This is a genomic window from Methylacidimicrobium sp. B4 (genome assembly GCF_017310545.1).
GTDB lineage: Bacteria > Verrucomicrobiota > Verrucomicrobiia > Methylacidiphilales > Methylacidiphilaceae > Methylacidimicrobium.
In genome coordinates this window covers 2,298,347-2,318,880 of record NZ_CP066203.1, presented here as the reverse complement: position 1 = coordinate 2,318,880, position 20,534 = coordinate 2,298,347, and the positions used below count along the sequence as shown (strand labels likewise).

Genomic DNA, 20,534 nt, shown 5'->3' with positions numbered 1-20,534 from the left:
CGGATTGCCAATGGAGAGAGAGGGGAAGCATGTCTTACGGTCCGGCGCCTTCACATCCATAACCATAAATGCACGAGCGCCATTGTAGCCGTTCTGCTTGCGGCGCACGCTCTACTCGAGAAGACTGGAAGACGCCAACGTGCCTGAAGCGAGCAGGGTTACCGTTACGTGACGATCGTTGCCAATGCAGCGAAGCGGCTCTTCCTGCCTGAAAGGAAAGGAGGCTCTCCCAGAGATCTTCTCCCCGAAGGATCGCCAAGAGCTCCGCTGGTGGTTCCAGTGGGCGGATCGCAGTCGGCTTGCCCCTTCCGAAGACTCTCCAAAGCCATCCAAGAGCACCTGGGGGGAATCATCGCCTTTCTCCGGAGCCGGATCACCAACGGAACCATCGAAGCGATCCAGGGGCGGATCCAGCTTGCCAAAAGGATGGCCAGAGGCTTCCGAAGCTTCCGCTACCTGAGAATTGCCGCGTTCCTCAAAGCCGGAAAGTTGCGCCTCGATCTTCCCGCTCTACCCACGTGAAACAGCGAAGAGGCCATGTTCTTATGATGGAACTTCCTTATACCCCCACCCGCGGTGGTCGGGGTATTTATAAAGCCGATGCTCTATCAAGCTCCACCCTGGGTGATCTTGCTTCTCGCCGGACTTCCACCATGAGTAGGCGCATCGCGCAACGAAATCTGCGATCTGAAGGCCAAGGGAATATTTACTGTCGACAAAATGGATCTCCAGAACATTTGTGATTTTGAGTTTCCACTGGTATATCATCCCATAGAACTTGTCTGAACCCTGCCCAGACGATCCTTCGAGAACTAGATTCGTAACCTCGTTCCGCTGTTTTGGTTCGTCCCGCTTGTTGATATCGATCAGTACGAACGCCTGAATACGCATATCCTCCGCAAATCCCTGCACCCGCTCGAGAAACAATTTCAGACCGTAATATGCCGGATCCTTGGGTTCCTTATACTTGGCCTTATGGCGAGCTTTGTCGACACACACTACGAAGTAGGTTACTTCCCTATGATCGAGGTAGCTCTGGCGGACTTGGTTCTTGCATTTTGTGTGCTTTCCCCAAAATCCCTTCCCTCGGTCCAGCGGAGCTGCCTTAATCTCTTCACCCATCCCAAGCAAATCAGCATTGGTGTGTGGAAGGTCGCAGGCTCTAACCGAGCTACGAATTTTCGTGTAGATCCGCTCGAGTTCATTCGAGTCGATAGCAGCAGCAGCGACAACATGCACAGGCTGATTTCTGATGTTGCTTTCAGTTTGCCAATTCTCCTCGTAACCGCACTCGTCCACGAACACAAGAAACATGTTTTCGGCTCCTGACTATTATTGCTGATACGCTGTGCTTGCTGCTAGATGCTCACTAGGACCTCCTGCTTCCGCTCCAGGAGACCTGCCACAATTTCCATGAAAGGGGGTGCCTCGGCCTCCTTCCGGTTCGACTTACGAGGGGTGAAGTCGAATCCCGCACCGTTCAGCGCGTCGATGGCCGCGATCCGAAGATTGTCCAAAAGATCGGCTGACCACGGGCCACGGATCGTCTCCCATCTCGTTCGGATCCTTCTCTTCCGGTTCGCGAAGCCCCTGCCGTTCTCCTTCCTCGTGCTCATGCCCAAGCAGCCCCGTTTTTGCTTAAGCGCTGGCCGTTAGTTATTCTACTTCCTCTTGCCCAACTTCTTCTCGAACCGGCCGAATACCGATCCTTTGCAATTCACGTTCAAGGAGGCATACCGTGCGATTTCGATCGGCATACCACTCCGACTCCCGAACACGCACGAACTTCCATCCTGCCCGCTCAAGCTGCCGCTGCCTCGCCATGTCGGATTCACATCTCTCGGGCCCATGCCAAGCGTCACCGTCACACTCCACGGCGAGCCGATTGGACAATCCCTCGACCACAAGATCAATGCGGTAGCCCGCGACTTCATACTGTGGATGAACCCTATAATTCTTACGAAGCAGCTCTAAGGCGACATCGACTTCGAACCAACTTTCGTATGGGTCCGGCTGGCTGCCTGGTCGTCTATGGGTCCGTAGTGCTTCGTGCTCGAGTCGCTCGAGCTCCTGATAGACCGGCTGGATCTGCTCGGGGCTCGAAAAAAATTGCAAGAGGCGCCAGCGCAGATCTTCACGACTGAGGTCATGCAGCTGGACGCTATGGAAAAGCCACACCTGATCTCGCGCCCGGCTCATGGCGACGTTGAAGCGCCGCTGAGCTCCGATTTCCGTCAATGCCCTAAACCGATGATCAGGGGAGACGATCAGCGACAAAAAAATCACATCCCTCTGATCTCCTTGGAAGGAAGCAGGCACTCCGCAGCGCAGTTTTCTCTTCTCACGAACATCGGACTCAAGGGCCTCGGCTAGTTTCTTTTCAATGAGATCCACTTGGGCGTGTCCCTGCAGGACGATCACCCCCATGGTCTTCTCGTCATAGGTGTCATCATCGATACACGCGCGAATTCTCTCCACGATTGCCTCTGCCTCCGCACGGTTAAGGATACGCTCCCCACTGCCTTCGCAGACGCCTTGCGGCACAAAGTGAGATTGCAGCGGTTCCAATCGATTGGGAGGCGGCTGTCGCAAGGGGACCAAGGGGGCATCTGTGTAACAGAGATCGTTGCTGAAGCGAATAATCTCGGGCACGCAGCGAAAATGCTCGCGAAGGGAGACGGGGTGTCCAAAAGCTCGCTCGGCATGGTCGTAGAGACTTGTGTCAGGCCGGAATTCGTCCCGGAATCGAAAGTCGTGAAGATGATCGCGCGCGAGACGGGCAATGTCATCTTCGGAGACGCCCACTCCTTCCGGGCTATTCTGCTTATCGTCCCCGACGACGACGATTCGCTTGGCCAGGAGAAGCAACGCCAAGGCATCGATTCCCGCTTGCGAAGCCTCATCCACGATCACCGTATCGAAAATTCCGGGCGTCGGGTCCGTGGTCGCCCACAGCCTGTGGAGCGGCATGATCCAACATGGCATCTTGGGGAGACACTTCTTCAGGTACTGGCGGGCTGTTGTCCGATGCCGATAGGCATACTTGCCCGTTCCTTTTCCGATCCGTGCGATTGCCTGTGTCCAAGCCGTGAGATTTTGCTCCGTCTGATCATCGAGTCGCAGAAAGAAGGCGTGCCAGGCTTTAAGTGCTACGAGCTTCTCGAGCGTTTTCTCTTTATCCTTTTGCAGCCGCTGTCCTCTTTCGGTGAGCTCCTCGTGATGCTCCGGGTCTGCCACCTTGCAAAGCCACTTCCTCGCAGCGGCCCAAGCCCATGCCCGTTCGAGCTGACGCAATCGATCCTTCCACTCCGGATTGCCTTGGGTCGACTGCAGGCGCCTTGTGAGCTCGGGAGATGTCCCTCGAAGCTGACCAAGCAGCTCCTGGTAGTGGCGTAAGTCCTCTTTCGCCTTCATCAAGCGTTGCCGCGCCTGCCACGCGGCGGTCCACCTCGCGGGGTCAAGATCCTCGATGGCCTGCGCAAGCTCAGCCATGCAGGGATGCACCGCGTTATGGGCAAGCCCACGGATTATGCCGCGCCACTCCTCGACTGGCGCCCTCATCTGCTGTGCAAGGCGAAGGGCTAGCTCGGCTTCGAGGGCGCGTCGCCACCTTGTGCGCTCAGCGGGTTCGGCCAGAGTCACTCTCCTCTCAACCGGAACTAGATCGAGAGCGTTGCGATCAGAGGCTCTGAAGTATTCCACCAGACGGGTAAGCTCTTGAGCAAGATCCGCCACCAGATCTACTGCACGTGCGGGCTCGCTATGAGGAATTGCCACCGGACTCGGCCATCGTGTTTGGAACTCCTGAAGGAGCCTCTTTAGTTCGAGGAACCCCAATAGCGCGTCGAGCGACTTCTCCTCGCGAGGTGGCCTCCCATTGACCTTGCAGCGTTTCTCGATGTAGCGCGTTTCCCGTACGACGCGAGGAGCAAGAAAACCCCAGCCTCGCCGACCGCCGTTTCTAAAGTGCTCAAGCCGTTGCCGAGTGTCGGCCAACAGCGTCCCGCCCTCGATGTCGGACGGCACGTCGATCTGGAAGGTAGCGGCGCGCTCCCGTGCTGCGCGCATCTGCTCGACGAGGCCCCTAAGCTCGCGTTCCAATCGATCCCCATTACGGCCCCAATCTATCAGCAAGTCCTTCACGATTTGACGGGTTGGGTCACCGAGAATGGACTCCGCCCGCGCCGCGTGTGCCTCGAGATTCTTCAGAAAGTTCCGGCACGCATCGAGGTTCGCGACACAAACCGCTCGCAGCGCAGGCAAGTACTCATCGGATAACGCGCCACGCATGGACTCAGCTTCATCTTCTGCGGCACGAAGGCTCTGAAGCGCTTGCGCGAACTCACTGGGATCGGGAAGGGGAAACGTGCCGACCTCCAGGCGGAGCTCGCTGAGATGTTCGTTAGTCATGGCCGCGTGAACGTCGGCGAGGAACTCGATATCGTCGGGCCCGAGGGGACAGCGGCTCTGCTCGTCTGGCAATGGTGGAAACCACTCGTACCTCTCGCGTTCTTTCTCGACCTGCCTTGCAATCTGCGCAGCAGTTCCCTGATATCCCCCAATGAGGGTATGCGAGTGAGTCTCGGCTTCTCGTAATTCCCGAAGTTGGCGGACAACTGCGGCAGTCTCATCTTCGAGTTGACGGAGTTTCTCCTCCCATCGATCGATCTCGCTCTGCGCTTGCTCTGCCCCCCTCCATTCGTTCTTCCGGGAAAGGATGCCCCGGACGCTATCTTCCAGAAGCCGGTGGTCCTCGCGGCCTGAGTCGAAAGCGGTGACGCAGAGATTACGGATCTCCTCGGGCAACAGTTTCCGCAGCACATCCAATGCTTTCGATACATGGGCCGTGATAAGGACACGTTCACCCGTTGCTAGGAGGTGACAGATTAGATTGGCGATAGTATAACTCTTCCCGGTTCCGGGCGGTCCCTTGACCAGCACATAAGGGTGAGCCGCAAGGCGATCGATAATCCGTCGTTGCTCCTCGTTTGTTGGTCGGGGGAAGTAAAGGCGGTCGCTTGCGTCGGCAAAATCGACAGAGGGATCAGCTCCTCCGACGGTCGGACTCCTCGCGGCTTCGCCCTCGCTGATGAAACGTTCCCAAGGGGCTGTCGTTGAAAAAGCCGGCTCCCGCTCACAAGCGTTCAGGAGATTGCCGATCAGCTCTTCGTATACCGTGGGGCGCCTCTCGCGAAGGACGAGTGCGGGTGCGTAGAGAATTCGCAGCCTTTGATCCGCTCGTTCCAGTGGACTCCAGACGTCTTCGCTGACTTCGCTATCGCCGCTCGTCTTGTTAGCGATGATACGAAGGACCTTGGCGACGCTGGCCTTGTCCCAGGCCCGAACATCCAGTTCCTCCAACCGATCTTCAAGGTCGGTGCCGTCCAGCCGAGGCTGGGCTTGTCGCTCGAGCATGTCCAAGTCAACACGGAACTTCTCAAAGGAAGCACCTGGCGCTGCTGTGAGAATCCCCCTTACTGCGTCCAGGCTGATCTCAGCAGGAGCCGTGAGCAAGTGCCGCTTGACGGTCACCCCAGTCGAATCGCGCCACTGCAGGAGCCCTACCGCCAGGAGCAGTTCATAACGCTCCTCCGCTTCCTCAAGCCGCCGACGCATGAAGTCAACGTCTTCGTAAACGCGCTGGACGATTTGCCAGCGGCGCATCTGCTCTGCCCAAGCCCGCCACTCATTCAGGAGGTATTTGCGCCAGACAGTCTTTATCTCACAGTGATCCCCTAGGCGCCGCACCTCCGAAACTCTCGCAGTCTGTGGGCGGCCCGCTCCCCGCAGAGCGCCAGGATCTGGCACTCTCCTTTCGACGGGGATAGTGATCTGCGGATTGAGCAGGCCAACAAGGTCCTCCAGTCCCCAATCCACATATTTGTCTGGATCAGACTGAAATTTTTGCGAGACCCAGTCTTTCAGCTCCTTGGGCACTGCGGGAAACGTCGGCTTGCGCTTCTTGCGAATTTCGAGCCAGCGATCGGGGACCTCCGCCGGGTTATCCGCCAGGAATGGCGATTTACATGCGTCTTTCCACGTTTGCGGCAGATTGCGAGGGAGATCCGCAAACCAGAGAAGCTTCTCTTCGTCTCGATAAGATGGGACCCGCTCCCGCCGAAGAGTAACCGTCGCTCGGAGAAAGTGGAGCAGCGCAGCCGTCTTGCGCGAGGTTGCGTTCACCGTTCCTCCACCTCCGGACTGGCCGCTAGAAAACCGCCAATCGGGTAACGGCGGCATTCAAGGTGGTCCGGGATGGCGTAAGACGCCTCGCCATCCACGATGGATTCATTCCAGGGGAGCACGACCGCCCCGTTCCGGGAGAGTTTTGGAAGCATATCCCAGGCGTTCTGCTTCCGATGGGTAACGAAGAGAATCGCAGTGAACTCGGGGACAACGTCCTTGCTGCTGGCTTCAGCCAGATTTTCGCCGGAGAGGCGCAAATCCGGCAGCGTCCGCTGGCGCTCGGTGGGATGAGGAGCCCACCAAGACACCTGGGGATCCATGTTTAACCGCTGTGCAGAAGAGGAAGCCAACCCCTCCTGCAGCGCGGATATCTTCGCGCTCCTTGCCAGGCCTGCCATCAGGATCGAGCCGCCGGAGAGCTCCTGCCCCTCTCCTCTCTTTCGCGAGGCCGGATCCGCCAAGCGCTCCGCCATGACTCGTTTCCTCCACCTTTCGCAGGTCTGCGTGCCTTTTCCAACCGGTCAGTCCGCGTCAACCTCACCAAAGCACCGATGGCGACCCATCTTCTGGCATCCGATCTAGCCTCTCCGAGAAAGCTTGAAGAGCCACCCAATAGATAGACAACTCTTCAATGGCCAAGATGTCGCTTCACCTTTCCTGCATCGGAAGCACCTTTCTGCCGGGAAGGCAACTTTCCTGTCATTGCACCTTAGGCAACTCACGGAGTTTGCAGTCAGTGAGAGTTGGTGTCAGTAGATTTCCTAGAGACGCCTTCCCTCAGCTCGCTAAATATCGTCCGCCAGCCGACGGGCAGGAAGCCCTCAAGGCAGCCGATGGCCGGGAGACAAAGCTTGGGAACATCGACGCCCATCGATTGCCCGGAGCGGGTCGATGGCGGCCCCCAAGGAGCAACGACCGATCTCTTCTAACGGAGCATCCTGCGGGCTCAATGCCTCAAGGCCTTCTTGGGATGCCGGTAGCGGATGAGCAGGGCCTCCCGGTTGACCTCCCAATCGGGCAGGACGAACTCCTCCACGGCATCGCCTACCCACTGGCTCTGCTTCTGCAGGAGGACGACGGCATCGGCATGGCGCTTCTTCGCCTGCTTGACGAGCCCGCGCAGGGTTCCCCCTCCGCCGATCGGTCCCTTGCCCCGGGTCTCCATGACCGTTCCCAGGACCCAGGCGGGACGGTCTGGGCCGCCGCGCGTCCAGACGTCCATCCCGTCGACGACCCGCTTGGTGCCGGGCTTGGCGGGGAGGAGGAACCCCGGGCCTTCGGTCGGCATGTAGCCGACATTGGCGCAGGCACCGAGCAGGCCTGCGAGCAGGAGGATCCCCCAGCGGGCCCAAGCGGGCATTTTCACCCTCCTTTGCACGGTCAAGCTCCTTTCTTTCCCGGAGCGGAGCAGGCTCAGGGGATCACCCGGGTCCCCAGAAGCTCTAGAAAGCGGGCGAGCCATTCCGGATGGGCTGGCCAAGCGGGTGCGGTGACGAGGTTGCCGTCGACCAGGGCCCCGGTCGGCGGAAGATCGACATAGGTTCCTCCCGCCGCCTTGACCTCAGGTCCAACCGCGGGATAGGCCGATGCCCGCCGGCCTTTCAGGCCCCCGGCGGCGGCGAGCAGCTGGGCGCCGTGACAGATGGCCGCAATCGGCTTGCCCGCATCGAGGAACTCTCGGACCAGATCCAGGACCGCCGGGTCGAGCCGCAGATATTCGGGAGCTCGCCCCCCGGGGATCACCAGGGCGTCGTAGTGCCTCGGGTCGATCTCCGCGAAGGTGGCGTTCAAGGGGAACCAGTGGCCGGGTTTCTCCGAATAGGTCTGATCGCCTTCAAAATCGTGAATTGCCGTCTTGACCTTCTCCCCCGCCCGCTTCCCGGGACAGACGGCATCCACCCGATGGCCGACCATCCGCAAGGCCTGGAAGGGCACCATCGCCTCGTAGTCCTCGACGAAATCGCCGACGAGGAGCAGGATCGTCTTCGCGCTCACGGCCCCTGGTCCCCCGTGCCTAAACCTTCAGGAGCTCGGCTTCCTTGGTGTGGAGGAGCCGGTCGACCTCGGCGATGAACCGGTCGGTCAGCTTTTGCACCTCCTTTTCGGCGCGGGTGAGATCATCCTCGCTCACCTCCGACTCCTTCTGGAAGGCCTTCGCCTCCTCGAGCCCATGCCGACGGACGCCCCGGAGGGCCACGCGGCCCTCCTCGGCCATCTTCCGCACCACGCGAATCAACTCGTGCCGGCGCTCTTCGGAAAGCGGGGGGACCGGCAGCCGAATCAACTTGCTGTCCACGATGGGATTGATCCCGATCTTCGCCTCCTCGATCGCCTTCCGGACCGCATCGACGACGCTCGGATCCCAAGGCTGGACGACGAGAAGATGGGCGTCGGGTGCGGTGATGGCCGCCAGCTCGCGAAGGCGCATCGGAGAGCCGTAGGCCTCGACCGAGATGTTCGCCACGAGCTCCGGCGAGGCCTTGCCCGATCGGACCGAGGCGAACTCCTCGCGGAGGTGCTCGATGGCCTTCTCCATGCGTTCCTCGGTATGGAAGAGAATCTCTTCGAAGCTGCTCATGCTCTGCCTTTCTGGTTCATTCTGAGGGGAGAGGGTTCCCGGTGCAACAAGAGAACTCGGCGCTACGCGCAGACCCGCGTGCCGATCGGCTCGCCATAGACTGCGGCCCGCAGGTTGCCCGGGGCAAAGACGTCGAAGACGACGATCGGGATGTTGTTATCCATGCAGAGCGTGAAGGCGGTCGAATCCATGACGGAGAGCCGCTTCTGGATCGCGTCGATGTAGCGGAGCTGCGTGAACCGCTTGGCCCCGGGATTGAGATGGGGATCGCTATCGTAGACCCCGTCGACCTTCGTCCCCTTGAGGATCACCTCCGCCTCGATCTCGCTCGCCCGCAGGGCGGCCGTCGTATCGGTCGAGAAGAAGGGATTGCCGGTGCCGCCCACGAAGATCACGATCCGCCCTTTTTCCAAGTGGCGAATCGCGCGCCGTCGAATGAAGGGCTCCGCCACGTTCCGCACCTCGACGGCGGTCTGCACCCGGGTCGGGATCCCGATGCTCTCGAGGGCGCCTTGCAGAGCCAGGCCATCGATGATCGTCGCCAGCATCCCCATGTAATCGGCGGTCGGTCGATCGAGCCCGCTCTTGAGGCCCGTCGTTCCTCGCCAGATGTTCCCGCCCCCAATGACGATCGCAATCTGGATTCCCGAGCCGTAGACCTCCGCCACCTGGCGCGCGATCCGAAGCGTGACCTCCATCGAGATCGGGGCTTCCGGGCCGCCCAGCACCTCCCCGCTCAGCTTCAAGAGAACCCGTCGATAGGCCGGGGGTCGTCGGTGATCCGCAGGCGGTTCCATGGAGGCTAGGGCACCTTCCCTTCTCTCGCTGCGCTTGTCAATGCTTCCCTGCTTGGGCGCGGAATGGCCCTTCCCGGTCGCTTGGCTAGCGTATGGAGGGCCTCCTTGCAGCACCATGATATCGGAAATCGCTGTATTGACGGACGACCCTCTCCCTCAGCCAGCCGAAGGGAATGTGAACCGCATAGCGGTAGCGGACCTCCTTGGGACCCCAGTCTCCGTTCGGGAGCCGCTGCGACTCCCAACGAAACTCCAGCTCGTAGAGGCGCGCAAAGAACCAGGCGACAGCAACCGGATGCTCGAGGAAGCCCTCGTTTCGCATGAGCGAGTCATCCTCCTTGGAAACCCAGAGGTGGCCCCAGACCGCATTGCAGACCTTCTCCTCCCGGTTCCGGTAGGGCATGTTCGGCTTCGGGGTAAAGCGAATCTTGTAGCAGTCGACCCCGTTGACCGTTTCGCTGCCGTCCATCGCATAGAAATAGTGGTCGATCAGGTTGAGGACCTCGAAGGGCTCTTCCTGAGCCGCCTTGGCGGTCTCCCCCTCCGGCCCCTTCTCCGGCCGCGAGCCGTAATCGGGGGCCCGGTCGGCATAGACTACCTGGCGCTCCTTGCTCTCGGAAACGATGCGGCGGTCGGCATCGAGCTTCTCCCGGACGATCAGGAGATCGTAATCGAACTGGCGGCGGCGAAACGCCAGCCGCTTGTCCTGCTCGGCCAGCCGGTGGACGATCCGCTCCGCTTCCCCCGGGTCCGCCCACGCGGATCCCGGCACGAGCCAGGAAGAAAGGAGCCACCCGCCGAGAGCCAGGAGGCTCGGTACAAGCGGGAGATGACGCAGGATTTGCTTTTCCATCGGACGCACCGCTCGCCCCCGCTCACGGATTGGCCGGCCGATCCTCGCGGTCGAGAGGCTTCGGAGCCGCTGCGATCGCGATCCGCTTTCGGTCCGTCCTCCGGACGCGGGGATAGGAAAGAAGAGGGAACATGCCCGGCTCCATAGGAAGCCAAGCCGCCTCCGGCACGACAAGCGGATTTTCTCCCGAAAGGAAATCGGGCAACATCGGACCGATGGCGAGCGCCGCCCTATGGCTCTTCCGTCGGCGAGGAGGAAACCGGCTCCGGCAGCGGGGCCGCAGCGGCAGTCCCGAGTTGGGCTCTTTCTTCCTCGGCGCCGACGGCCTTTCGATGCTGGCTCTTTCGATCCTCGTCCTCCTTGCCTCGGGCACGTTGAGCTTCTGGCTCGTCCTGGGTTACGTCCTCCGCATCGCCCGACGCAGCGGCACCTGGGCGGACGCTCCTTCCCGAATCGTGGTCCTGGGCTCGCGCCTCGACCGTGAAGGCCGGCCGACGCGGGCCTACCGTGCTCGACTGGAGCGAGCCCTCCATCTCTTCGAGCGAGCGCCCAAGGCCACGATCTTCCTCCTGGGCGGAAGCATGGCGGATGGGGCTCCCACCGAGGCGGCGGTGGGAGCGCGCTACCTGCTCGCCCGGGGGGTCCCCGAAAGCGCCCTCGTCCGCGAAGAACGCTCGCGCCACACCTTGGAAAATCTCCGCTTCTACCGCCGCGCCCGCGCCGCGTCCGACGCGCAGCCCGATGCGCTGGTGACCAGCCGATTTCATCTGGCCCGCAGCTCGCTCCTCGCCTCCGGCCTCCAGATCCCGCACGTTCTCTGCGGCGCCGAGGACCGCTGGTCGTTTCGCCCCGGGGAGCTCCTGCGCCTCCTGCCCGAAGCCTTCTTTGCGCACTGGTACCTGGTGGGCCGAAGCTACGCCCGCTCGACCCGCAACCAGCGCATGCTCGACCGAATCGGCTAAAGCCATGATCCCCCCGCCACCCCTGACCCCGGATCGAGATTCGGGGCCCGCGCACCGCATGGGGCGCTGGCGGCCCTCGCGGACCCTCCTCCTCTCCCTTTGGCTCAACGGGGCGCTTTTGTCTGCCCTTCCGCTCTTTCCCAAGCTCTGGCCCTGGCTCCTCACCCTCTTCCTCGCCGACCAGCTCGTCCTGACGCTCGCCGGCCTCTGGCCGCGGAGCTCGCTGCTCGGCCCCAATCTGGTCTGCCTTCCCCCGTCGGCCGCGGGGAGGGGCCTGGTCGCCCTCACCTTCGACGACGGCCCCGATCCGCAGATCACGCCCGCGATCCTCGACCTCCTGGACGCCTATGGAGCCAAGGCGAGCTTCTTCTGCATCGGGAACCGGGCGGAGCGGCATGCGGACCTCGTCAAGGAGATCGCGCGGCGCGGCCACAGCGTGGAAAACCACAGCTTGCGCCACTCCAACCTTTTCGCCTGCTCTGGCCCGGGTAGCTTCCGGCGCGAGATCGAGAGGGCGCAGGCGGTGCTCTCTGCTGCCTCCGGCACCCCTCCCCGCTTCTTCCGCGCGCCCATGGGCTTTCGCAACCCCTTCCTCGATCCGGTGCTCGCTCGACTGCCGCTCCGCTACGTCTCCTGGACCCGCAGGGGCTTCGACACGGCCTGCCGGGAGCCCGAGATCGTGCTGCGCCGCCTGACCCGCAACCTGGCCGAAGGTGACATTCTGCTTCTGCACGACGGGTCGAGCGCGCGCACCTCCGAGGGGGCGCCCGTAAGCGTCCAGGTCCTCTCGGCCCTTCTCCCCCTCCTCCGCACTCGGGGCCTTCGCGCGGTCTCCCTGCCGATGGCGATGGGGGATCCGCCGGAGGCTTAGCCGCCTCCGCGGAAGAGCCGCGGCAGCAGACCTGCGAGAAGGCGGACGTGCATCCGGGCCAGCAGCAGGTTGTCCCGGAGGTAGCGGAACTGGGAGACTCCCCCCTCCTGAGCGGAAAAGTAGCGGACGCGCGCCGGCAGGTGGACCGGGACCAGCCCCTTCCAAAGGAGCCGGACGACCGCTTCGGGATCGAAGTCGAACCTCCGCATCGTCCGGCACGACTCCATGACCTCCAGGAGGGGGAGAATCGGATAGACCCGAAAGCCGAAGAGCACATCTCCCACATCTCCGCCTGCCGTCTCGAGCCGAGCGAGCCAGTTGGAGATCTTCCGCCCTCCGACGCGCAAGGGGGGAGCGCTTCGATCAAAGACCGGGAGCCCGAGCACCATCGCGTCGGGGGAGGCGGCGGAGGCGGCCAGGAACTCCGGAATCGCGGAAGCGGGGTGCTGACCGTCCGCGTCCATCGTCAAGGCATGGGTGAAGCCGAGCTTCGCCGCTTCCCGCAGGCCGTGGAGGATTGCCGCGCCTTTGCCATGGTTCCGGGAGAGAGAGAAAACCCGCAGCCCGGGATCGCCTTCGGCCCTCCGGCAAAGCCTCTCCTCAGATCCATCGCTGCTTCCGTCGACGACGACCCAGATAGGCTCCCAGAAGCGGCGCGCCTCCTCGACGGTCTCCCAGAGCTTGGGTCCCGTATTGTAGCTCGGGATCAACACGAGCGATCGAGGCTTCCCTACGGACATCGGGCGGCGATCGACGGGTTCCGGGAAAGCTCCTGCCGGTAGTAGCCCTCGAGCTCTTGGACAAATGCGTGGGTCTCTCCCCGAGCGGAAAACCGCGCGCCGAGCCGGGCTCGATAGACCAGGGGAAACTCTGGCTTGCGGAACAGCGGCCACCCCTTTGCGAGGTAGGGGGAGCTCCCCTCCAGGAAGACGGTCTGGACGGGAATGCCGGTCGCCCGGGCCACGACCCCGATTCCTCCTTTGAACGGGTTGAGCGGTTCGGCGGATGTCCGCGTCCCCTCCGGAAAGATCAAGATCTGCTCGCCGCGAAGGATCGCCGCCTTTGCCTCCCGCACCAGCCGGAGCGGAGAATCGCTCCGGATATACCGGGCGAGCCGGATGCATCCCCCCAAGAAAGGGTTGCCCCAGAGTCCCGCCTTGGTCAGGCAGACGACGCGCGGCAGGCGGGAGATCACCAATACCGCATCGAGCAGGGCCGGGTGGTTGGCGGCAAGGAGCAGGGGCCCCTCCTCTCGCAGCCGATCGAGCGCGGTGAGATCGCAATGGAAGAGGCCCAGAAACCTCATGTGGGACAGGAAGAGCCGGAAGCCCGCCATGATCAGGAGCTGGCCCAGGCGGGCTCCGACACGGGCCGGAAGGAGGAGATCCAAGAGCCCGGCAGCGAGGCTCCCGATCAGGCTCCCCAACCAGAAAAAGGCGATCCCCCAGGTGAAGCGAAGATAGTCGGCACCCTGCGCGAGCCGGGCCCATGGGCCCCCGCCTCCGCCCCGATGGGCCTCGGGGCAAGGCAGCAAAAGGCGAGCCTCCATTCCCTCGTAACCTTTCACCGACCCGTTCCTCTCTTGAACGCAAGCCACTCTAATGCGCTCCCTCCCCAGTCGTAAAGCGCCGAGGCGATGGGCGCTCCGCCGATGGCGGCTCGCCCGACGCCTCCGCGCGGGGGCCTGGGTCGGCAGGGCGACCCGCCCCTTCCAAGGGGACGAACTGGTACCATTGGCTCCAGGCGGCCCTGATTTCAGGAACCAGCAGATCGAAGACCCGCTGGCTCGCGGACGCCAGCGTCGTTTCGTTCGGCCGTCCGCCCGGAAAGTGCAAGGCGGGGCTGCACCAGACCCGATACCGCCCGTCGGCTCTTTCGGTTACTGTCGCGACGAAGACCGGAACCTCCTCAAGGAGGGCCAGATAGAGGATTCCGGTCGAGACCGGCAGGCGCCCTTGCGGCAGGCGGACCGAAACGCGGCTGCTCGGCGAGGGGCGATCGACCAGGGCCGCCACGAACTTCCCACGGGAGAGCTCGTTGCGAACCGCCAGGAACGAAAAGGCGTCTTCTCCCACCTCGAGCGTCTCGATCCCCCAGCGGCGGCGATAGGTCGAGCGCCACCGGGAGAACTCCTCGTCTGGCTCGGGAAAGGTGAGAATCACCGTCGGGAAGCCGAAGCCCGACAGGAGGACCCCTCCCAGCTCGAAGAAGCCGAGGTGGCCGGTCAAAAGGAGCGCTCCCTTCCCCTCGCGGTGGGCCGCGGCCAGCCCCTCGTAGCCGACCCGCTCTCCGATCAGCTCCCGCGCCCGCTCCGCCGATCGGGAGCCCAGGTAGAAGTAGTCCCCGATCGTCCTGCCGAAGCAGGCATAGACCCTCCAGGAATCAGCCTCCCGGACGGGACGATCGAGGATCAGGCGCAGGTTCCGGGCGACGACCGCCGCATGCGACCGGCGCAACAGGGCGAAGGTGAGCGCCGCCACGGCTCCGATGCCGCGCGCCACCGCTCTCGGGAGGAAGCGGCCGGCGAGAACGCCGAGCGCAAACCAGCTCGATCCGTAGAGGGGCCGGAAGATCTCTTGCCCGGGCCGGGACCCGGCCGTGCCCCGGGCGGAAGAGCGGTCTGCCATGGCTTTGTCCGCGGAAGGGCTCAGGCGGCCGGGTCCGACTTCCCGGGGTGGGCTCGCCCGTTTCCCTGCTCCTTGAGCGAGGGCCGCCTTCTTCCTTTCGGCTTGCTCGCGCTCGCACGCCTTCCCGATCCCGAAGGCCGGAGGGAGGCGACCCCGGCTCTGCGGCGGAGCTCTTCGATCTGATCCCGAAGGAGAGCCGCCTTCTCGTAGTCGAGCGCCCCCGCCGCCTCCACCATCTCCCGCTGGAGGTCCAGGAGCACCTCTTCCACATCGAACCGGGACTCCTCCTCGTGCAGCCGCTCCACCGCATGCGCCTCCGCCCGCAGCAGCCCGCGCAGGCTCTCCTGGACCCCGCGCTGCACGCTCCGCGGCGTAATCCCATGAGCCTGATTGTAGGCGATCTGCTTGCTCCGCCGGTAGGCGGTCACATCCAGGAGCTTCTCGATTGCCAGGGTCCTCCGCTCGGCGTAGAGCAGCACCGTCCCGTGGAGATGGCGGGCGGCCCGTCCAGCAATCTGGATCAACGACTTCTCCGAGCGGAGGTAGCCCTCCTTGTCGGCGTCGAGGATCGCGACGAGCGAGACCTCCGGCAGGTCGAGCCCCTCGCGGAGCAGGTTGATCCCGACGAGCACGTCGAACTCCCCCGCGCGCAGCCCGCGGAGGATCTCGACCCGCTCGATCGCGTCGAGCTCGGAGTGGAGGTAGCGGACGCGCAGGCCCAGCTCGCGCAGATAATCGGCCAGATCCTCCGCGGTCTGCTTGGTCAAGGTGAGCACGAGCGAGCGCTCCTTGTCGGCCTCCCGCTTGCGGATCTCCTCCATCACGTCGTCGATCTGACCCGCAAGAGGGCGAACCTCGACTACGGGATCCAAGAGCCCGGTGGGCCGGATGATCTGCTCCACCGCCTCCCCGCCGCAAAGGCCGAGCTCGTAGTCGCCCGGAGTCGCCGAGACGTAGAGCGTCTGGCCGACCATCGAGCAGAATTCGGTGAAGTTGAGCGGGCGGTTGTCGAGCGCCGAGGGGAGCCGAAATCCATGCTGGACGAGCACCCGCTTGCGGGCGATGTCTCCGGCATACATGCCCTGGATCTGCGGGATCGTGACATGCGACTCGTCGATCACCGTCAGGAAGTCCTTCGGAAAGAAATCGAGCAGCGTATAGGGGCGCGAGCCCGGTGCGCGCCCGCTCAGGTGGCGGGAGTAGTTCTCGATTCCGCTGCAGAAGCCGAGCTCCTCGAGGAGCTCCAGGTCGTAGGTCGTCCGCAGCCGCAGGCGCTGGGCTTCGAGCAGCTTTCCTTGCCCTTCGAGCTCGGTCACCCGCTCCTCCAGCTCCGCTCGGATCGAACCGACCGCTCGTTTCATCTTGTCGTGGGGAGTCACGAAGTGGCGGGCCGGGAAGATCATCTCCTTCTGCAGCCGGGTGAGCACGTTTCCGGTCAAGAGCTGAAATTCGCTGATCCGGTCGATCTGATCCCCGAGGAACTCGATCCGCAGGCCCTCCTCGGCGCAGCGGTGGCAGACCTCGACCACATCGCCCCGAACCCGGAACCGGCCCCGAGCCAGCGCCACGTCGTTCCGCTCGTACTGCATCTCGACCAGGCGGGCCAGCAGCTCCTCCCGCCGCAGCTCCATCCCGACCCGCAGCGCAAAGGCGAGCCCCTCGTAGTCCTCGGGAGAACCCAGCCCGTAGATGCAGGAGACGCTCGCGACGACGATCACGTCCCGGCGCGAGAGCAGAGAGATGGTCGCCGAGAGCCGGAGCCGCTCGATCTCCTCATTCACGCTCGAATCCTTCTCGATATAGGTGTCGGTGCTCGGGATGTAGGCCTCGGGCTGGTAGTAGTCGAAGTAGGAGACGAAATACTCGACGGCGGCGTCCGGAAAAAACTGCTTGAGCTCGCTGTAGAGCTGGGCCGCGAGGGTCTTGTTATGGGAGATGACCAGGGCGGGACGATCGAGCCGCGCGATGACGCTGGCAACCGTGAAGGTTTTTCCCGACCCGGTCACGCCCAGGAGCACGGTGTGCGGCTCGCCCCCCTCCGTCCGGCGCACGATCTCCTCGATCGCCTGGGGCTGGTCGCCACACGGCGCGTAGGGAGCCCGCAACTGAAAGGCTCCTCCCTTCTCCTCCCTCATCCTCGGTCCTCCCCCGTCGCCTCCTCCGGCGGTTGCCGGCGCTCTCGTCTCGCAGATCCTCTCCTTGCGGCCGCCGCCGCGTGAAGCAGGGCGCAGACCTCCGCATCCCCAAGCTGGGGAAACTCCTCGTACCACTGGCCCACGCCGAAAAAGGAATCCGGGGTGAGGAGCACGATGCACCGGTCGACCCGCTCGGCAATCCTCTCCGCGACCGAGGGAGGAGCGACGGGAACCGCGACGAGCATGGCCGCCGGCTCGAGCTTGCGGGCCGCCTCCAGCGCCACCCGCATCGTCGCCCCGGTTGCGATCCCGTCGTCTACGAAGATGGCGATCTTGCCACGGATCGCAAGCGGAGGCAGCCCCTTGCGAAAGAGCGCCTCGCGCCGCTTGAGCTCCCTCTCCTCCCTCTCGGCCACCTCCTCGATCGTCCGCTGGTCGATTCCCAGGTTTGCGACCACCATAGGGTTCAGCACCCTCCCGCCCCCAGTCGCAATCGCTCCCATGGCCAGCTCTTCCTGTCCCGGCACCCCGAGCTTCCGCACGGTAAAGACATCGAGCGGAAGATGGAGGATCCGTGCCATCTCCGCTCCCACGGCGACCCCTCCGCGGGGGAGAGCCAGGATGACCGCATCCTTCCGGCCCCCGTACTCGAGCAGCTCCTCGGCCAGAAGGCTCCCGGCCTCCTTCCGATCCCGGAATCGTTCTTCCTTCATCTTGTCCTTCGACTCCTTGGCGTCATCCTACGCCCCCGGACCCGACGATCCGCGGACTTTCGGCTTGTCTCTTTGCTTCCCCTTGCGGTAGCTAATAAACTCTTTTTTGGCTATCTTTACCAACCGATGACCGCCACGACCCCTTCCCCCACCCATCCCTACACCCGAGCCAACCCCTTTCCCGCCCGAGTCGCGGAAAATCGACCCTTGACCCTTCCAGGCTCGGAAAAGGAGACGCGGCACATCGTGGTGGACATCCGCGGCAGCGGGCTCTCCTATCAGGTCGGGGATTCCTTGGGAATCTTTGCCCGCAATCCGACCGAGGTCGTCGAGGAGCTGCTCCAGGCGCTCGGGCTGTCCGGGGAAGAGGCGGCCGCCCTCCCGGGCCAGACCGCTCCCCTTCGAGAGCTGCTCGCCCGACAGTTCGTCCTCAATCGACCGACCAAGAAGTTTGTCCGGTCCCTTGCGGAAAAGCTCGCTCCCGGGGAGAGCCGCGACCAGCTCCAGGCCCTCTGCCAGAACGAAGCCGAGCTCGACGCCTACCTGCACGGCAAGGATTACATCGACCTCCTGCGAAGCTACCCCGGCGTCTCTTTCGGGGCCGAGGAGCTCCTCGGCCTTCTCGGCCGCGCCCTTCCCCGGCTCTACTCGATCGCATCGGGCCCCGCGGTCTATCCCGAGGAGATTCACCTGACGGTCGCGGTCGTCCGCTTTCATGCCCACGGCCGGGAAAAGCTCGGGCTGGCCTCCGGCCATCTCTCCCGGCAGCAGCCGTCGGAGCCCCACGAGCTGCCCGTCTATGTCCAGCCGGCCAAGCATTTCCGGCTGCCGGAAGATCCGGCGGCTTCCCTGATCATGATCGGCCCAGGCACGGGGGTAGCCCCCTTTCGCGCCTTTCTCCAGCAGCGGGGCGCCCTGGGTCATACGGGAAGAAACTGGCTCTTCTTCGGAGAGCAGCATCGCGCGACCGACTTCTTCTATGAGGGGGAGTTCCTCGAGCTCCAACGCAAAGGAGTCCTTTCCCGCCTCGACACGGCCTTCTCCCGGGATCAAGCCCAGAAGGTCTACGTCCAGCATCGGATGATGGAGCAGGGTGCCGAGCTCTGGGACTGGCTGCAGGAGGGAGCACACCTCTACGTCTGCGGCGATGCCCACCGGATGGCCAAGGATGTGCATCAGGCGCTCATCGAGATCGCGCAACGCTTCGGCGGCATGAGCCCGGAAGACGCCGCCCACTACGTGAACCTCACCTTGGCGAAGGAAGAGAAGCGCTATCACAAGGACGTCTACTAACCGCGTTCTTTAAGGGCGTCCTCGCGCGGGCTCACCACCACCAGCCAGGGTCCCAGCCGGCTCCGACGTTGCCTTCCTGGTAGGGAGCGGGCGAGTAGAGCGGCTCCTTGCCATACCGGCGAGGCCAAAGATAGACCTTCGTTGCGGTCACCAGCGGACGGCCTTCCGCCGCTCCTGCGAACACTCCCCAGACCGTGGCCAACCGTCCCCACGGGTAGGCGCTCGGATCGATCTTTTCCGGGATCTCCGCCAGAAAATGCCCTTCCCCTCTGGCATCGCTGCGGGGCCGATCCTGATCGTCCAGAGGCAAGCGGTCGATTTCGATCCGGGTCCTCCCCCCGAGGTTCACTACCCGGACGATCCTTCCGCCCAGAAGAGCCGGCTTCCCGCGATCGGCTTCGGGGTGCCTCCGGATCGAAGCAAACGATCCCTGGCTCTCCGCCGCGATCCGCACCGGCTCCGGAACGGGGCTGCAACCCAGGAGCAACAGGAGCGCCAAGCTCGCCAAGCCCTCCCGCTTCCGCCCTCCCGTTCTCCGCATGCGTTCCCCTCCCTCGACCAGTTACCGGGATGAGGGGCTCCGGAACAAGCCCAAATCCCTTCCGGCAAGCTCCTCCCGTTGACCCCTTTTTGACGCCCGCCTCCCCCCTTTTGATTCCCGCAGGAGAAGGGAAGGAGCGAGAATTCCCTGGTGAAGGAAGAACGCTCTCCGGATCGAGTGGAGTGATCCGCGAATGCCTCATTACTGGCACAGTTTCTGCTTTATCTAACCAGGGAAGCAAACCATGACGACGGCACTGCTCGAAGCTCCGGGAAGAGGGTTGAAAACAACCAAAGCCTTGGAGGCGCAGCCCAGGATTGCTCAGCCTGCCAGCTGGGGGATCTGGCCTGCGATCATCCTGGCCATCCTCTTTCATGTGGGGCTGGCCTGCCTGGTCCTTCCTGGAGTTCCCGGCAGCCCCGTCCCGGCGATCGCTCCGCTCGGGCCCCAATTCTCTTCGAGCTCCACATCGGTCGAGTTGATCGAGGAAGCCCCTCTGGTTCCAAACGCGGGCGCTCCCCTGCCCGAGGAGCAGAAGCTCAAGGAGCCGGAGCCGTTCCCGATTCCGGTGCAACCCCTTCCGGACAAGCCGCTGGTGGCCCAGCACTCCCACCGACCAGCGGCCCCTCATCCCGCCCGCGCGCGGCAAAGCCGGGCTCCCGCCTTAGGTGGGGGCCTCGTCCTTCCCGAGCCCCCCTACCCGCTCGAGGCACGGCGGCAAGGATGGCAGGGCAAGGTGACCTTGCAAGTCTTCGTCCAGGAAGGTCGCGTCGCCTGGGTCGAGGTACTTTCGAGCTCGGGCCACTCCGTTCTGGATGGAAGTGCCAAGCAGTGGGCGCTCCACCACTGGAGATTCCCCGGAATCGCCGCGGGTGCCTTTACCGAAGCGGTGGTCTTCAGCTTGGACGGGGTCTGAGCGGTTCTCGACTCCCCGCCGCAGCGCTTTTTTTGGACGTCATCGCTCGGCCGACGGACCCG

General features: G+C 63.5%; 20 protein-coding genes. 5 read left to right on the top strand and 15 right to left on the bottom strand.

Features of this window, described 5'->3' with window-relative positions:
* Positions 1-279: 279 nt before the first annotated feature.
* The gene (locus MacB4_RS10875) at positions 280-522 is read left to right on the top strand and encodes a transposase (RefSeq protein ID WP_242529247.1); all 243 of its coding nucleotides are present in this window, start codon (positions 280-282) and stop codon (positions 520-522) included.
* 21 nt (positions 523-543) lie between these two features.
* Here MacB4_RS10875 and MacB4_RS10870 read toward each other — a convergent pair whose 3' ends face one another.
* The 9 genes from MacB4_RS10870 to MacB4_RS10830 form a co-directional block, all read right to left on the bottom strand.
* Positions 544-1,314, bottom strand: coding sequence for a DUF3800 domain-containing protein (locus tag MacB4_RS10870; RefSeq protein ID WP_206863832.1), 771 nt, complete (start codon positions 1,312-1,314; stop codon positions 544-546).
* Between the two features lie 44 nt (positions 1,315-1,358).
* Positions 1,359-1,616, bottom strand: coding sequence for a hypothetical protein (locus MacB4_RS10865; RefSeq protein WP_206863831.1), 258 nt, complete (start codon positions 1,614-1,616; stop codon positions 1,359-1,361).
* 40 nt (positions 1,617-1,656) lie between these two features.
* Positions 1,657-5,937, bottom strand: coding sequence for an AAA domain-containing protein (locus MacB4_RS10860; protein WP_206863830.1), 4,281 nt, complete (start codon positions 5,935-5,937; stop codon positions 1,657-1,659).
* Between the two features lie 242 nt (positions 5,938-6,179).
* The gene (locus tag MacB4_RS10855) at positions 6,180-6,659 is read right to left on the bottom strand and encodes a BREX-3 system P-loop-containing protein BrxF (RefSeq protein ID WP_206863829.1); all 480 of its coding nucleotides are present in this window, start codon (positions 6,657-6,659) and stop codon (positions 6,180-6,182) included.
* A gap of 473 nt (positions 6,660-7,132) precedes the next feature.
* On the bottom strand, positions 7,133-7,552 hold the full coding sequence (locus MacB4_RS10850) for a hypothetical protein (protein WP_206863828.1): 420 nt from the start codon (positions 7,550-7,552) through the stop codon (positions 7,133-7,135).
* Positions 7,553-7,599: 47 nt separating this feature from the next.
* Complete coding sequence (locus MacB4_RS10845; protein ID WP_206863827.1) at positions 7,600-8,181, bottom strand: DJ-1/PfpI family protein; 582 nt, start codon at positions 8,179-8,181, stop codon at positions 7,600-7,602.
* Positions 8,182-8,200: 19 nt separating this feature from the next.
* Positions 8,201-8,764, bottom strand: coding sequence for a ribosome recycling factor (frr, locus tag MacB4_RS10840; protein ID WP_206863826.1), 564 nt, complete (start codon positions 8,762-8,764; stop codon positions 8,201-8,203).
* Positions 8,765-8,826: 62 nt separating this feature from the next.
* Positions 8,827-9,561, bottom strand: coding sequence for a UMP kinase (gene pyrH / locus MacB4_RS10835; RefSeq protein WP_206863825.1), 735 nt, complete (start codon positions 9,559-9,561; stop codon positions 8,827-8,829).
* 85 nt (positions 9,562-9,646) lie between these two features.
* Positions 9,647-10,414, bottom strand: a complete 768-nt coding sequence (locus tag MacB4_RS10830; RefSeq protein WP_206863824.1) for a hypothetical protein — start codon at positions 10,412-10,414, stop codon at positions 9,647-9,649.
* Positions 10,415-10,545: 131 nt separating this feature from the next.
* On the opposite strand from MacB4_RS10830, the gene MacB4_RS10825 reads away from it, so the two are divergent.
* Together MacB4_RS10825 and MacB4_RS10820 are read left to right on the top strand one after the other, a co-directional pair.
* A complete protein-coding gene (locus MacB4_RS10825) occupies positions 10,546-11,376 on the top strand; it encodes a YdcF family protein (RefSeq protein ID WP_206863823.1) in 831 nt (276 codons plus the stop codon).
* Between the two features lie 58 nt (positions 11,377-11,434).
* Positions 11,435-12,247 (top strand): polysaccharide deacetylase family protein, encoded by an 813-nt coding sequence (locus MacB4_RS10820; protein WP_206863822.1) that lies wholly within the window; start codon positions 11,435-11,437, stop codon positions 12,245-12,247.
* Here the strand turns inward: MacB4_RS10820 and MacB4_RS10815 are convergent.
* The 5 genes from MacB4_RS10815 to MacB4_RS10795 are packed head-to-tail and all read right to left on the bottom strand — an operon-like array spanning position 12,244 to position 17,722.
* On the bottom strand, positions 12,244-12,987 hold the full coding sequence (locus MacB4_RS10815) for a glycosyltransferase family 2 protein (protein ID WP_206863821.1): 744 nt from the start codon (positions 12,985-12,987) through the stop codon (positions 12,244-12,246). The two genes, MacB4_RS10820 and MacB4_RS10815, sit on opposite strands and share 4 nt — an antisense overlap.
* Positions 12,978-13,814: a 1-acyl-sn-glycerol-3-phosphate acyltransferase gene (locus tag MacB4_RS10810; protein ID WP_242529246.1), complete on the bottom strand. Its 837-nt coding sequence runs from the start codon at positions 13,812-13,814 to the stop codon at positions 12,978-12,980. The genes MacB4_RS10815 and MacB4_RS10810 overlap by 10 nt, the downstream gene beginning before the upstream one ends.
* Positions 13,815-13,845: 31 nt before the next feature.
* On the bottom strand, positions 13,846-14,874 hold the full coding sequence (locus tag MacB4_RS10805) for a lysophospholipid acyltransferase family protein (protein ID WP_206863820.1): 1,029 nt from the start codon (positions 14,872-14,874) through the stop codon (positions 13,846-13,848).
* Positions 14,875-14,894: 20 nt separating this feature from the next.
* Positions 14,895-17,009, bottom strand: coding sequence for an excinuclease ABC subunit UvrB (gene uvrB / locus MacB4_RS10800; protein WP_206863819.1), 2,115 nt, complete (start codon positions 17,007-17,009; stop codon positions 14,895-14,897).
* A complete protein-coding gene (locus MacB4_RS10795; protein WP_206863818.1) occupies positions 17,006-17,722 on the bottom strand; it encodes a phosphoribosyltransferase in 717 nt (238 codons plus the stop codon). Before MacB4_RS10795 ends, uvrB begins: the two co-directional genes overlap by 4 nt.
* Positions 17,723-17,848: 126 nt before the next feature.
* Between MacB4_RS10795 and MacB4_RS10790 the strand changes: the two genes are divergently transcribed.
* Positions 17,849-19,015 (top strand): sulfite reductase flavoprotein subunit alpha, encoded by a 1,167-nt coding sequence (locus MacB4_RS10790; RefSeq protein ID WP_206863817.1) that lies wholly within the window; start codon positions 17,849-17,851, stop codon positions 19,013-19,015.
* A 31-nt stretch (positions 19,016-19,046) separates the two neighbouring features.
* On the opposite strand, the gene MacB4_RS10785 is transcribed toward MacB4_RS10790, so the two are convergent.
* Positions 19,047-19,556, bottom strand: coding sequence for a Slp family lipoprotein (locus tag MacB4_RS10785; protein WP_206863816.1), 510 nt, complete (start codon positions 19,554-19,556; stop codon positions 19,047-19,049).
* 280 nt (positions 19,557-19,836) lie between these two features.
* On the opposite strand from MacB4_RS10785, the gene MacB4_RS10780 reads away from it, so the two are divergent.
* Positions 19,837-20,472 carry an energy transducer TonB gene (locus tag MacB4_RS10780; RefSeq protein WP_206863815.1) on the top strand — a complete coding sequence of 212 codons (636 nt, stop codon included), beginning with the start codon at positions 19,837-19,839 and terminating at the stop codon, positions 20,470-20,472.
* Positions 20,473-20,534 lie beyond the last annotated feature (62 nt).